The sequence below is a fragment of the Roseibium sp. SCP14 genome (assembly GCF_040329475.1).
In the GTDB taxonomy this organism is placed as follows: domain Bacteria; phylum Pseudomonadota; class Alphaproteobacteria; order Rhizobiales; family Stappiaceae; genus Roseibium.
This window is the reverse complement of the sequence record NZ_JBDZYH010000002.1, coordinates 112,211-126,724: the sequence shown is the minus strand read 5'-3', so window position 1 is coordinate 126,724 and position 14,514 is coordinate 112,211. Positions and strand designations below refer to the sequence as shown.

The window sequence follows — 14,514 nt, the reverse complement described above, 5'->3', positions numbered from 1 at the left end:
AACCGAAGTCACGAAAAAATTCGCCGACCTCGCCGGTTTGTCTCCACCGGAATGGAGGAGATTATTTCCTCGGCAAACCGCTTGATTCCAGTGCCGTGACCTTGACTAGGCGCTGTTTGAAGAAATGCCGGCAGACGCTGTTTTCCTGACTTCAGACCACATTGCCGAAAGGACGTCCGGCTCACTTGGCTGCTGACTGACGCTCTTTCATGCTCTCAACTTTCCTGTTCAGCCTTCTGACTGTCGAAATGTCCCTGAGCGCCGTTGCGACCAGAGTGAAAGCGACGCTGAGCAAGGCACAGGTTGTCAGGATGGCAATCGGAAGCAGTTGATCGTAATGGAAGGTGTCGAGCATCTGGTCGACGGGTTCGTAGCCTGAATAGAGGCGCCCGCGTATCGTCTCGCGGTAAGCGCCGATCTGCGCGGTGCCGTGCTTGAAGTAGCGCAGGCCCAGAACGAGAATGACCACGGCAGCAGCAAGTGCAACCAGATAACCGAACATGCGCAGTGCAAAGGCAAACGCGCTTTCGTGGCGTTGCTTGATGATGCGCTTGAAGATCAGGCGCTCTCGCTCATCAAGTTTGGAATAGACAATCCAACGATAGATCCAGAGCGGGATCGACGCCGCCAGCAGCCACATTCCAATTGCATGAAAGACCATTGTTTGCCCTCCGACACTTGCCGGTTGCTACCTTAACGTTAGACCGGCAGGCGTCAAAGGAAAAAGCGTGTCTTTATAGCGGTTTGGAGGTTGAGGAGATCAAACGAACTGTACTTCGACGATCTCATAGGAGCGGGCGCCGCCCGGCGCGGCAACCTCTACGCTGTCACCGACGGACTTGCCGATAAGCGCACGAGCGATCGGAGACGAGATCGAAACCTTGTTCTGCTTCACGTCGGACTCGACATCGCCGACAATCATGTAGCGCTTTTCTTCTTCGGTATCCTCATCGATGAGGGACACGGTTGCGCCGAACTTGACCATTTCGCCGGACAATTTGGTGACGTCGATCACTTCGGCCCGCGAAAGCTTGTCTTCCAGTTCCGAGATACGGCCTTCATTCAGGCTCTGGGCTTCCTTGGCGGCGTGGTATTCGGCATTTTCCGACAAGTCGCCATGAGCACGTGCTTCGGCAATCGCATCGACGATGCGCGGACGCTCAACCGTGGTACGCTCCTTCAGCTCATCCTGAAGCATTTTGTAACCGGCAGAGGTCATCGGAACTTTTTCCATGGGTCTCAGACCTTCAGCTTATTGGGTCCCCCTTCTTGAGGACCGCGCTTTTGCAAAAACAAACCAAGCCGGGAAAGGCGCACTTTCCCGGCCGGGCAACGTGTATAATAGCCTCAGCCGAAGTAAGATTGTAAAGGCCTTACTTCAAGGCTCCCCGCTTTATGGGCAGCAATGCCTTTGGCTGCTGCAACGGAACCGGCAAGGGTCGTGTAATACGGCACCTTGTTCAGAAGGGCTGCCCGGCGCATGGACCGGCTGTCGGCGATCGCCTGCGCACCCTCGGTTGTATTGAAGACGAGCTGAACCTCACCGTTCTTCACAGCATCAACGATATGCGGACGGCCTTCAAGCACCTTGTTCACTTTCTTCGCGGCGATGCCGTTTTCCTCAAGGAACTTCTGGGTGCCTGCCGTCGCGATGACGTTGAAGCCGGCTTCCTCGAGCTTGCGAACCGCGTCGATCACGCCTTCCTTGTCCTGATCGCGCATGGAGACGAACACCGTGCCGCTTTCAGGAACACCGGTGCCGCAGCCGATCTGTGACTTGGCGAAAGCGGTACCGAATCTCGTGTCGAGACCCATGACCTCGCCGGTGGAGCGCATTTCCGGGCCGAGGATCGTGTCGACGCCCGGGAAACGTGCGAACGGGAACACGGCCTCCTTGACCGCGATATGGTTCAGGTTCTTCTCTGTAAGTCCGAAGGAGGCGAGGCTTTCACCGGCCATGACGCGGCTGGCAATCTTTGCGATGGGCTCTCCAACGGTCTTTGCAACGAACGGCACGGTTCGCGATGCGCGCGGATTCACTTCCAGAACGTAGATCTCGCCATCCTTGATCGCGTATTGCACGTTCATCAGACCACCGACTTCCAGTGCGAGCGCAAGAGCAGTCGTCTGACGTTTCAGCTCTTTCAGCAGGTCCTCCTGCAGGGAGAACGGAGGCAGCGAGCAGGCACTGTCACCGGAGTGGATGCCGGCTTCCTCGATGTGCTCCATGATGCCGCAGACAAAGACGTCCTTGCCATCGCAAAGTGCATCGACATCCACCTCGATCGCTCCTTCAAGGTAGCGGTCGAAGAGCAGGGGATTGGTGCCGAGGACCGTGTTGATCTGGCCGGTCTTGTCGTTCGGGTATTTGGCCCGGACTTCAGCTGGAACCAGCTCCGGCAGAGTTCCAAGAAGATAGGAATTCAGTGCTTCCTCATCGCGGATGATCTGCATGGCACGACCACCCAGAACATAAGACGGGCGAACCACCAGAGGCAGACCGAGCTGACCGGCAATCAGGCGTCCCTGCTCGACAGAATAGGCGATGCCGTTCTCAGGCTGTTTCAGATCAAGTTTGATCAGCAGCTTCTGGAAACGGTCCCGATCTTCAGCGAGATCGATCATGTCCGGAGAGGTGCCCAGGATCGGCACATCGGCTTTCACCAAGGCCTGAGCCAGTTTCAGCGGGGTCTGGCCACCAAACTGAACGATGACGCCGTGCAGCGTGCCGTTTTCTCTTTCCTTGCGGATGATTTCCAGCACGTCTTCCGCCGTCAACGGCTCGAAATACAGCCTGTCGGAAGTGTCGTAGTCGGTTGACACCGTTTCAGGGTTACAGTTGACCATGATGGTCTCATAGCCTGCATCATCCAACGCGAAAGCGGCGTGACAGCAGCAATAGTCGAACTCGATCCCCTGACCGATTCTGTTCGGGCCGCCGCCCAGAATGACGACCTTCTTCTTGTCGGACGGATTGGCCTCGCAGGCCGGAGTGCCCATGAACGGCGCCTCGTAGGTCGAGTACATGTAAGCAGTCGGTGAGGCGAATTCGGCGGCGCAAGTGTCGATGCGTTTGTAAACCGGATGGACGTCCAGCTCGTTCCGCAGTTTCACCACGTCGTCGGCCTCTACGCCTGCAAGGCTTGCAAGACGTGCATCGGAGAAGCCCATGGATTTCAGTTTGCGCAGGTTGGACGCATCCGCAGGCAGGCCGATGTTCCTGACTTTTGCTTCCATGGCCAGGATGTCGGCGATCTGTTCCAGGAACCAGGTGTTGATGCCGCTGGCACTGTGGATTTCCTCGATGGTCATGCCAAGGCGCATGGCCTGGGCGACATTGAGCAGACGGGTCGGTGTCGCTGTCGAAACAGCTGCCCGCAAGGCGTTCTTGTCGTCCCCCTGATCCAGGCCCGGAATTTCGGTTTCATCGAAACCGTTCAGCCCGGTTTCCAGGCCACGCAATGCCTTCTGCAGGCTCTCGTTGAAGGTCCGGCCAATGGCCATCACTTCACCGACCGATTTCATGGCGGTGGTCAGATTTGATTCAGAACCCGGGAACTTCTCGAAGGCAAAGCGCGGGATCTTGGTGACGACGTAGTCGATGGTCGGCTCGAAGGAAGCGGGTGTCGCACCGCCGGTAATGTCGTTTTCAAGTTCATCGAGCGTGTATCCGACGGCTAGCTTGGCTGCGATCTTGGCGATCGGGAAGCCGGTCGCTTTCGAGGCAAGGGCAGACGAGCGGGACACACGCGGGTTCATCTCGATGACGACCAGACGCCCGTTGTCCGGATTGACCGCAAACTGAACGTTGGAGCCCCCCGTCTCGACACCGATTTCACGCAGCACCGCAATCGAGGCGTCACGCATGATCTGGTATTCTTTGTCGGTTAGCGTGAGAGCCGGTGCAACGGTGATGGAATCGCCCGTATGGACGCCCATCGGATCGACATTCTCGATGGAGCAGATGATGATGCAATTGTCCGCCTTGTCGCGGACGACTTCCATTTCATACTCCTTCCAGCCGAGAAGGCTTTCGTCGATCAGTACCTGACCGACAGGCGACGCGTCGATGCCGGAGCGGACGATGGTCTCGTATTCCTCGCGGTTATAGGCAACACCGCCTCCGGTGCCGCCAAGCGTAAAGGCGGGGCGAATGATCGCCGGCAGTCCGATTTCGTCGAGTGCGCGCATGGCTTCCAGAAAACCAGCGTTGCGGTCATATCCGGTGATCTTGCCGTCTTCTCCGCGTATGGCCGGTGAGGAGGCGATGGCAGCGCGTGGGTTTTCCAGACCGATTGTATCCATGGCGGCGCGGAACTTTTCGCGGTCCTCCGCCTTCTCGATAACATCGCCGCGCGCACCGATCATTTCGACGCCGTATTCTTCGAGGACGCCCATCTGTTCCAGATCGAGCGCGCAGTTCAACGCCGTCTGGCCGCCCATCGTCGGCAGCAATGCGTCCGGACGTTCCTTCTCGATGATCTTGGCAACGAGTTCAGGTGTGATCGGCTCGATGTAGGTGGCGTCTGCGAGGTCCGGGTCGGTCATGATCGTCGCCGGGTTCGAGTTCACCAGAATGATGCGGTATCCCTCTTCGCGCAGCGCCTTGCAGGCCTGAGTGCCCGAGTAATCGAATTCGCAGGCCTGACCGATAACGATCGGGCCGGCACCAATGATCAGGATGGAAGAGATATCTGTGCGTTTGGGCATCTCGGCTCGCAGCTCGCAGCGGCCAATCCGTATTAGCGGGCTCCGCTACTCGGTCTGGCACGATCTAAGTGTGAATGACAATGTTGGCTGAGCGCGTCTTATAGGGAAAAGCGCAGCGCTAGGAAACCCCGGGAAAGCGAGAAGACGACGTTTTCCGACCCGGAATGATAAGATTATTCGGTGTCCGCGGCCTCGGCGGGCAATGGTGTCGTGGTCTGGCCGTCGAAATCGCCAATTCCTTCGGACAGTGCGTAGCACGCCAATCGAATGGATTTCGGGATTTCAACCGGTCGGCCGTCGCGGTTTCCTTTTTCATAGTACTGGATCATGCGTTTTTTCAGACCCAACCGGTCAGCCGCATCCTTTTGCTTCAACCCAAGCGTCCTCCGCCATATGCGGAACTGTTGCGGTGTCATCCCGGGAACAGAGGTTTTTGATTTTGATTCGGCCATATTTCTTTTATTCCGGAGTACCTTGGTTCGGTTCTGCCACGGTCGGCCGTGCACATGCCGACTTCCTGACAGAAATAACCTCCATGATAACTTGTCAATCAAGAAGTGCACAATGTGCTACTTTTTGTGCCAGGCGTGCAGACTTACGAAAAGAGAAAGCGTGCCCTCATCTGATTCTTGCGCCCAAAATGCTTCTGCGCACCGTATTTGTTCGAGGGTTCCGATCCGAAAAATTTCAGACTTTCAAGATGCTCGTTTAAGGTGTATGTCGGCGGTGTGAGGTATCGTCGTATGGTTCCCCTTCGTGAAGGGGGAACTCGATGTGTCTAAGTGCTATCTAGACATTTTTGGAGCCCTGTTATAACTGTCAGTGTTAAGTTTTGGAAAATTAAGCGTTTTCCGAATTTCTCCTGCCGCAGGGTCACTAAAATTCATTGGGGATATCCTGAGCGCGGGAAAGAATATTTATTAGGTTCTCATTATCGATAATTAATATTTATACCCACTTTGGAACGCGACATTCTGTCTTATTATTCCTAGTTGTGTGCTCAATCTGCCAAAAATTTAGTTTTAGTTTTCCGTGCACTGATGCTTCTGCGGAAAATAAGCAATAAATCCAATTTTATCGTAGATTTTAACTGTCGATCCAGTGTAATAGTCTACCCGCTTAGTCTCAATTAAGTTTGGCGTTGGGGGCTTCCAGGGCTTTGAGCGAATTGCTTCGTGCCAATTGGAGGTGCAATTGCGATGCTAGTGGGACCTGAAGACCTGTTGTGGGGCAGGAATTCGGGAGTGTTGCATTGCCTGGCTGGACTGGGAACAAAAAGACAAGATCGGGCTTTAAACTATGAACAACGTAGCTACCAACATGGTTGTGATTCCGGACATCGCAGGTCCGGGACAGGAAGTGGTGCTGGACGACCGCGCACTGCCAATTTCGGAAATGTCCGAGCAATTCGATGTAACCCTGCGGACATTACGGTTTTACGAAGAAAAAGGGCTTCTTAATCCCGTTCGCAAGGGGGCACGTCGTTTTTACGGTGCCCGGGACATCTCCCGGATGCGTGTCATTCTGCAGGCAAAGAAGATTGGTCTGACCCTGGCGGAGATCCGCCGTGTCATCAAGTTGGTGGAAAGCAACACCAACCGGACTGATCAGTTCAAAGAACTCCAGGAAATCTGCAAAGGGCAGCAGGAAATTCTCGTTGAACAAAAACAGATGCTGGATGAACAGATCGCGGAAGTCGATATGATCCTTACCAGCTTCGATGAACTGCTTGCCTAATCAGCTCTCGGTTCTGAAAAAACCCCCGGTGCAATAGCACCGGGGTTTTTTGTTTCTGGCGGAATTGCCGTTGAGGCGGTTCCGAACTGCATGCCTTCACTGCCGCCAGGGGCGCAGCACGATCTTGAAGGGCGTGCCGCCATCCTTCCCGGTTAATTGCACAAAGTGGGGCAGCCCGCTTCCGACAGTTCGCATCCAGACCTCTACGGTTTCCCCCTCCGCTTCAAGACTGTATCGGTGCGCAGAGATCTTCTGGTTTCCAAGCGTGACTGTATCAGCGCTTTTGAAACTTACCTTTCCGCCGAAGGCTGTCATTGCCTGAATGTCAAATACCTTCAAGGTGGCCGGAAGGCGGAAATCGTGCCGCATCAGGGGGAGCCCATGAGGCGGTATAGAAGCTGGCCTTTGTAAAACGATCGTTGCGAGGGGTGTTTTTGTCATCAGCCAATATCACGCTGCCAACCGCCATGACATCGCCAGCCCCGGGTACCTGGTAGGATCAGCACCTCGGGCAAGAGCAAAGACCTCGTCCATTCCCTTTCGTTTTCATCTGGGCGCGGGAGGCAAGATATTCGCTGCCCGAAAGAGCGATTTTGCTCCAGTAAATCTTGTCGTTCTCACGTGTCTTGCTGCTTTCCGTTTCCTGGAGGCCACTTTTCGAGTGAACTTCCTCTGTCCGGCTTTCAACCCTCATTCTGCTCCAGAGGCCCTGTGTGTCGATTTGCGGGTGCTGAGCAATCTTGTAACCGCCGTCAGATAGAAGCGAGGTGATCAGAGCGATCTCTCCGATCTTCTTGTCTGAAACAAGAAGATCATAGGTGCGAGCGCTTTGAGCCTTTGTTGAGACAGTAGAAAAAGTGATGACGAGCCAGGCAACGGCGGTTGCAGTGAACGCATTTGAGAAAAGGTTTTATGAAGTTCCGGGAATTTGAATAAGACAAAAATGGTTGCAGCCTGGGCCATCCATCTTCATTTGAAGATCCGGCTGCACTGTCGTCAGAAACAGGGTGCGGGAGGGGGCAGCAGGCGCTTGCATTGCATATGTATCGAACGATCGAACGTTCAATACCTGACGGGCAGCTTATTCGAACGCCAGTGTCAAGCTGTCAGTAGCGGGTGATCATGTGGTGCCGGGGCGCAGTCAGGATTGAAAGCTAATTTCCTGGAACCTGACCACTTTGTCTTTGCGAACCGAGCTCACCAGGAAGGTGGGTTGGCGGGCATCGTTGGGAATTTGCCGGTAAAGCAGGTCCACCAGGCTGGAGAAAAACGGGCGAGAAGAGAGGTTTCGCCCTGAAAGTGGAATATGGGCGCCCTCAGGATTGGTGCACAAAATCAAACCGCCTGGCGGCGATGACGCCAGGCGGTTCAATTGTTCTTCTGATTGTGCCTGAACGGAAAACGGCGCTTCCACGTGAGCGTCCGTTTCCGAAAAGGATTCAGTTAGCCGGCAGCTTCCATCAGGTCGGTGAACCGCTTGAACAGGTAGTTGCTGTCGCGCGGGCCGGGAGATGCTTCCGGGTGGTACTGAACGGAAAAGACCGGTTTGTCTTTCATCGCCAGACCGCAATTGGAGCCGTCAAAGAGCGAGACATGGGTCTGATCGACATTTTCCGGAAGGCTGTCGGCGTCAACGGCAAAGCCGTGGTTCATCGAGGTGATTTCGACCTTGCCGGTTGTGTGGTCGAAAACCGGATGGTTGGCGCCGTGATGGCCCTGGTGCATCTTCACGGTTTTTCCGCCAAGAGCCAGCGCCAGCATCTGGTGACCCAGGCAGATGCCGAAAGTGGGAACGCCCTTCTCGACCACGTTCTGGATCATCTCAACCGAGTAGGTGCCGGTTGCGGCCGGATCGCCAGGGCCGTTGGAGAGGAACACACCGTCCGGGTTGTGTGCAAGCACCTCTTCTGACGTCGCGGTGGCGGGCAATACCGTGACATCGCATCCTGCATCGGCCAGCAGGCGCAGGATGTTGCGCTTGATGCCGAAATCGATGGCAACGACCTTGAACCTGCCGTCCGTTGCTTCGCCAAAACCTTCGTCCCATTTCCATGTTGTCTGGGACCAGGGATGGGACTGGGTGGTCGAGGCACCCTTGGCGAGGTCCATTCCGACCAGCCCCGGCCAGTTGGCTGCAGCGGTTTTCAGCGCCTCCAGGTCGAAGTTGCCGTCCGGTGCATGGGCGATCACGCCGTTGGGGACACCTTTCTCGCGGATCAGGGCGGTCAGCGCGCGGGTATCCACGCCGCTGATGCCGATCAGGTTACGGCTCTTGAGCCACGCGTCGAGGTGTTTTGCTGCCCGGTAATTGGATGGGTCGGTGATTTCTGCTGCCAGAACCACGCCGCGAATTCCGCTTTCGGCAGCCATGTTGACGGTTTCGATGTCTTCGTCATTGGTGCCGACATTGCCGATATGTGGAAATGTGAACGTGATGATCTGGCCGGAATAGGACGGGTCCGTCAGGATTTCCTGATACCCGGTCATTGCCGTGTTAAAACAAATTTCACCAACGGCTTGTCCCGTGGCACCAAGGCCGTATCCTTCGATAACGCTGCCATCGGAGAGCACAAGGAGGGCGGTCGCCGGGGTCTCAGACCATGCGTCTGCAGTCGTCATGTCTTGTTTCCAGAGTTTGTTGGTGACATCATGCACTGCAGGAAAGGCGTCCGAGGCAGGCAGAAGCGCCTGCAGTTGGCCGTCTGCATTAAGCGCGGGACTCTATGGGAAGCGGCTAGGATCGTCAACATTGATCCTTTGAAAAAAGATCTATAAATTTCAATAGCTTGGCTGAGCAAGGTGGAAAGGGCGCCAACGCGTCGCGGGCTCGGCACGGCAGGGGTGGGGTAAACCATGCGCGATGACATGCGCGAAAGAATCAACACTGCATTGAAATTGGCGCAGGATGCGAGTGACAAACGCAGATGCGCGACGCTGCGCCTTGTGCAAACCGCGGTGAAAGATCGCGAGACTGCTGCTCGTGAACACGGCAAGGATGGCGTGGACGAGAATGAAGTTATTGATATTCTTCGGAAAATGATCCGTCAGCGCGAAACGTCGGCGGAAGAATTCGAAACCAGCGGCCAGCTGGATCTGGCAGAACAGGAACGTGCTGAACAGGAAATCATACGCGAGTTCCTGCCGGTTCAGCTCAGCGATGAGGAAACCCGTGCCCTTTGCGAGGCAACCGTGAAGGAAATCGACGCTCAAGGCCTGCGGGACATTGGCAGATGCATGAGCGAGCTCAAGAGCCGGTATTCCGGGCAAATGGATTTTGTTCAAGCGTCGTGTTTCGTCAAAGACATGTTGCGTGCCGATGCGAATGGCAACAGTCAGTCCAAGAATGGAGCTGAGGACACCTCGCAGACCTGAAGCGCTTCTCCCGGAAAGGTGGCGAGAGGCAAGAACGTAAATCACATAAACTATCAACAGGTCTTCCACGCCACGTCTTGAGCCGCGGTTGGTACTGGCGCGCCATGCCGAGACCTTCTATTTTGACAGATCTGACTGACCGGCCGATGGTGTCCGTCAGGCTTTGCATGCTTTCACTAGGGACCGTCCGTACTCAATGCGTTTTGAACCGCGCCTTCTCGATGAAATTCGCGCCCGGCTTACCTTGTCGGATGTCGTGGGGCGCCGCGTTACCTGGGACAGGCGCAAGACCCAGCCAGGTAAAGGAGATTATTGGGCCTGTTGCCCGTTTCATCAGGAGAAGAGCCCAAGTTTCCACGTTGATGACCGGCGCAACCGTTACAAGTGCTTCGGGTGCGGTGCATCCGGAGACCATTTTACCTTCCTGTGCGAAACGGAAGGTCTGAGTTTTCCGGAATCTGTCGAACGGCTGGCCGAGCAGGCCGGCGTTGCCCTGCCAGCGCCTGATCCGCAGGCTGCGCGACGTGAAAAGAAACGCGCGGGTCTTGCCGATATCTGCGAGATGGCGGCGCAATTCTTTCAATCCGAATTTGCCGGTCCGCGAGGCGAGGGTGCGCGTTCCTATGCCCTGAAGCGCGGCCTTTCTGCTGAGACGCTTGCCGAGTTTCGTTTTGGATTTGCACCGGACAGCCGGGATGCTTTGAAGAATTTTCTGGCTGCGAGAGACATTCCCGAAGCTGCGATGGTTGAGGCTGGCCTGATTATCCGTCCCGATGATGGCCGGCCGGGCTACGATCGGTTTCGCGGTCGATTGATGATCCCGATCCAGGACGACCGGGGCCGCGTGGTTGCTTTCGGCGGGCGAACACTGTTGCCGGATGGTCAGCCTAAATATCTCAACTCGCCCGAAACCCCGCTGTTTCACAAGGGGGTCATGCTCTTTAACACCCACCGGGCGCGCGAACCGGCTTTCAAGAGCGGAGAGGCTGTCGTTGTTGAAGGCTACCTGGATGCGATTGCGCTCTGGCAGGCCGGTATTCACCATGTGGTTGCCTCTCTTGGAACAGCTTTCACCGAGGATCAGGTGGTCCGTCTCTGGAAATTCGCGCCTGAACCGGTGATTTGTTTCGATGGCGACGCGGCCGGCGTATCCGCTGCTCACCGGGCAATCGACCGGATCTTTCCGGTGCTGAAGAGCGGATATTCCTTCCAGTTCTGCTTTCTTCCCGACGGGATGGACCCGGATGATCTGGTCAAGCAGCGCGGGCTGGATGGATTTCATGGTGAGGTCGGCAAGGCGCAGGCACTGTTCGATGCGGTCTGGGAGCGGGAGATTTCCGTTTCCCGCCTCGATACGCCGGAACGCAAAGCGGCGTTGGAAAAACGTTTTGACGACCTGATCGGCACGATCCGGGACGAGCGTGTGCGCCGCCGCTATCAGCTCGACCTGAAGTTCAAACTGTCCAATCTGTTCTTCGAGCAGGCTCGACAGAACAGACGAGACGGCAAGAAAACCGCGCCAAACGCAGATGGTCTCGGCAAGGCACGGGAAAGAGTGGCGGCAAGTGACGACTTCGGCACCGAGCGTCTGGTCCTTGGCTTGTGCATGCGATACCCGCATCTGCTCGACCGGAATTTCGAGCGCTTTTCGGGAATGCCGTTTGTCAATCAGCTACACCTGCAGTTACGGGATATCCTGTGCCGGATCGTGGACGACTTGGAGGCGACACCGATTGCCGATCTGACCTGTGCGTTCGATGAACCACTACGTGACATCATGTATGAAATGATGTTGGAAACGATTGGCATGCAGGAGCAGAAGAAGGCTGAGTTTTCGGCATTGAATCATCGCTTCCCACTTCTGAAGTCCAATCCGCCGGAAGACTTTATCGAGGCTGCGTACCTGCATTTTCTGGATGTCCTGGAATTGAATGCGCTTGAAGACGAATTGAATTCGGAGCTTGCCAGTGCGGATGAGCAGCTTGACGAACATTCCTGGATGCGAATTCAGGCGCTTTCGCAAGACCTGAACAGGCGCCGCGAGGAGTGCGCGCGCGATGAGTCCGATCTGGCCGAACGAGCCAAAAAAATCAGAACGGCACCACCGGCAGCTGCTGCCGCGCAGTAATGGCGGGCGAGCATTGCACAATTGAGGTTCAGTCAAAGACCTGACATGTCAGTTGCCGGCGGGAGGAAGGTGCCGAATTTTCAGCACTTAGCCCTGATTTTCCGGTCAGGATCATTAAAAAGTGCATTTTCCAATTGACCGATGACGAATCACACTTGCGAATCGCGCTGGCCGAGCTAAATAGAAGTTTTGCAGCCCTCAAGAGTCGCAGCTTAAAGCCTGCTAGCGGCAAATAGTCTGAAAAACGCTGCAACCCGTTAGAATACCTCTCCGGCATTCGTCACTTCGAATGCCAATAATAAAGGCCGTGTGCTGCGTCGATGCTGAATTTTGTCACAGTCGATAAGTGTACGGTTAATTGGGACTTAAGGGACACGGCTTACAAACCTATCCACAGTGATTCTTTCAGACGCCGCCGCATCTCATGCTGGCGCGCTGAGGGCGAATTGGGTTGAAGCTAAACAAAGGGCGCGGCGTGGCTGGACCGGCCACGAACTGGAGCACGATATGGTAGCCAAAGCGACACAAGCAGACGACACACAGGAAGCAAGCGCGGACGGTCCGGATGGTCCGCTGCTGGACCTGTCGGATGCTGCTGTCAAAAAGATGATCAAAGCCGCGAAAAAACGCGGCTATGTCACCTATGACGAACTGAACGAAGTTCTGCCCTCCGAGCAGGTTTCTTCTGAAAAGATTGAAGACACCATGTCGATGCTTTCCGACATGGGCATCAACGTGATCGATTCCGACGAGGCGGATGACGGGCCGGAAGAAGTCGACGGCGGTGAGTTGGTTGCGGCCACGACCACCGCGGTCGCAAAAACCGGCACCACCAAGGAGCCGGCCGACCGTACGGACGATCCCGTGCGCATGTATCTGCGCGAAATGGGTTCGGTCGAGCTTCTTTCCCGCGAGGGCGAGATTGCGATCGCCAAGCGTATCGAGGCTGGCCGCGAAGCGATGATCGCAGGTCTTTGCGAAAGCCCGCTGACCTTCCAGGCCATCATCATCTGGCGTGACGAACTCAACGAAGCCCAGGTTCTGCTGCGTGACATCATCGATCTGGAAGCGACCTATGCCGGACCGGACGCCAAGGCCGGGCCTGCCGTTGCCAATGACGACGTTGCACCGGGTGAGGAGGAAGAGGAAGAAGCTTCCGACGAGAATTCCGAAGACGGTGAGAACGGCGACAGCGACGACGATGACGAGTTCGAAGCCAATGTCTCGCTTTCTGCCATGGAAGCAGAGCTGAAGCCGGGCGTTCTGGAAACCTTCGACAACATTGCCGACAACTACAAGAAGCTGCGTCGTCTGCAGGATCAGCTGGTGGAAAACAAGCTGGCCAACAAGACCCTGTCTCCGAGCCAGGAGCGCCGCTACAAGAAGCTGAAGGAAGACATCGTCGTCGACGTGAAGAGCCTTTCGCTCAACCAGAACCGTATCGACGCGCTGGTTGCTCAGCTTTATGACATCAACAAGCGTCTGATGGGCTATGAAGGCCGCCTTCTGCGCCTTGCAGACAGCTACAACGTCGACCGCTCCGACTTCCTGAAGCAGTATCAGGGCGCGGAACTCGACCCGAACTGGCTGCGCAAGGTGGCAAATCTCTCCACCCGCGGCTGGAAGAACTTCATCGCCAAGGAAAAAGAGACCGTTCGTGAACTGCGTCAGGAGATCCAGACGCTGGCAACCGAGACCGGCCTCGAAATCACCGAATTCCGCCGCATTGTGGCAATGGTGCAGAAAGGCGAACGCGAAGCACGCATCGCCAAGAAGGAAATGGTCGAGGCAAACCTGCGCCTCGTGATCTCCATTGCCAAGAAGTACACCAACCGCGGTCTGCAGTTCCTGGACCTCATCCAGGAAGGCAACATCGGCCTGATGAAGGCGGTGGACAAATTCGAATACCGGCGCGGTTACAAGTTCTCCACCTACGCGACATGGTGGATCCGGCAGGCAATCACCCGCTCGATTGCCGACCAGGCCCGTACCATCCGTATCCCGGTGCACATGATCGAGACGATCAACAAGATCGTCCGGACCTCGCGCCAGATGCTGCATGAAATCGGCCGCGAGCCGACACCGGAGGAACTGGCGGAAAAGCTGCAGATGCCGCTTGAGAAGGTCCGCAAGGTTCTCAAGATCGCCAAGGAGCCGATCTCCCTTGAAACACCGATCGGCGACGAGGAAGATTCGCATCTGGGCGACTTCATCGAAGACAAGAACGCCGTTCTTCCGATCGATGCGGCCATTCAGTCGAACCTGCGTGAAACCACCACGCGCGTTTTGGCGTCGCTCACGCCGCGTGAAGAACGCGTTCTCAGAATGCGTTTCGGTATCGGCATGAACACCGACCACACGCTGGAAGAGGTCGGTCAACAGTTCTCGGTGACCCGCGAGCGTATCCGTCAGATCGAGGCCAAGGCGCTGAGGAAGCTGAAGCACCCGAGCCGCTCACGCAAGCTGCGGTCCTTCCTGGACAGCTGATTTGCTGTCCAGCTTCTTGAGTTCGTGAAAGAAAAACCCGGCGGTATTGCCGGGTTTTTTGTTGATACGTTTTGATCGTC

General features: G+C 55.9%; 10 protein-coding genes. 4 read left to right on the top strand and 6 right to left on the bottom strand.

Annotated elements, in window-relative coordinates; all coding sequences use genetic code 11:
- Window positions 1-181: 181 nt before the first annotated feature.
- The 4 genes from ABLQ08_RS08045 to ABLQ08_RS08030 form a co-directional block, all read right to left on the bottom strand.
- Window positions 182-661 (bottom strand): hypothetical protein, encoded by a 480-nt coding sequence (locus tag ABLQ08_RS08045; protein WP_352940644.1) that lies wholly within the window; start codon window positions 659-661, stop codon window positions 182-184.
- Between the two features lie 99 nt (window positions 662-760).
- Window positions 761-1,234 carry a transcription elongation factor GreA gene (greA, locus tag ABLQ08_RS08040; RefSeq protein WP_352940643.1) on the bottom strand — a complete coding sequence of 158 codons (474 nt, stop codon included), beginning with the start codon at window positions 1,232-1,234 and terminating at the stop codon, window positions 761-763.
- Window positions 1,235-1,347: 113 nt separating this feature from the next.
- On the bottom strand, window positions 1,348-4,710 hold the full coding sequence (gene carB / locus ABLQ08_RS08035) for a carbamoyl-phosphate synthase large subunit (protein ID WP_352940642.1): 3,363 nt from the start codon (window positions 4,708-4,710) through the stop codon (window positions 1,348-1,350).
- 173 nt (window positions 4,711-4,883) lie between these two features.
- Complete coding sequence (locus ABLQ08_RS08030) at window positions 4,884-5,126, bottom strand: helix-turn-helix domain-containing protein (RefSeq protein WP_352942554.1); 243 nt, start codon at window positions 5,124-5,126, stop codon at window positions 4,884-4,886.
- An 883-nt stretch (window positions 5,127-6,009) separates the two neighbouring features.
- Here ABLQ08_RS08030 and ABLQ08_RS08025 point away from each other — a divergent pair.
- Window positions 6,010-6,447 carry a MerR family transcriptional regulator gene (locus ABLQ08_RS08025; RefSeq protein ID WP_352940641.1) on the top strand — a complete coding sequence of 146 codons (438 nt, stop codon included), beginning with the start codon at window positions 6,010-6,012 and terminating at the stop codon, window positions 6,445-6,447.
- Window positions 6,448-6,543: 96 nt separating this feature from the next.
- Here the strand turns inward: ABLQ08_RS08025 and ABLQ08_RS08020 are convergent, their stop codons facing one another.
- Entirely contained in the window at window positions 6,544-6,816 is a 273-nt protein-coding gene (locus tag ABLQ08_RS08020; RefSeq protein WP_352940640.1) for a hypothetical protein, read from the bottom strand.
- Between the two features lie 1,074 nt (window positions 6,817-7,890).
- A complete protein-coding gene (carA, locus tag ABLQ08_RS08015; protein WP_352940639.1) occupies window positions 7,891-9,066 on the bottom strand; it encodes a glutamine-hydrolyzing carbamoyl-phosphate synthase small subunit in 1,176 nt (391 codons plus the stop codon).
- A 246-nt stretch (window positions 9,067-9,312) separates the two neighbouring features.
- On the opposite strand from carA, the gene ABLQ08_RS08010 reads away from it, so the two are divergent.
- From ABLQ08_RS08010 to rpoD, 3 genes are all read left to right on the top strand, one after another.
- Window positions 9,313-9,819: a GatB/YqeY domain-containing protein gene (locus ABLQ08_RS08010; RefSeq protein ID WP_352942552.1), complete on the top strand. Its 507-nt coding sequence runs from the start codon at window positions 9,313-9,315 to the stop codon at window positions 9,817-9,819.
- 196 nt (window positions 9,820-10,015) lie between these two features.
- On the top strand, window positions 10,016-11,947 hold the full coding sequence (gene dnaG, locus ABLQ08_RS08005) for a DNA primase (RefSeq protein ID WP_352940638.1): 1,932 nt from the start codon (window positions 10,016-10,018) through the stop codon (window positions 11,945-11,947).
- A 507-nt stretch (window positions 11,948-12,454) separates the two neighbouring features.
- Entirely contained in the window at window positions 12,455-14,434 is a 1,980-nt protein-coding gene (gene rpoD, locus ABLQ08_RS08000; RefSeq protein WP_352940637.1) for an RNA polymerase sigma factor RpoD, read from the top strand.
- Window positions 14,435-14,514: the final 80 nt, after the last annotated feature.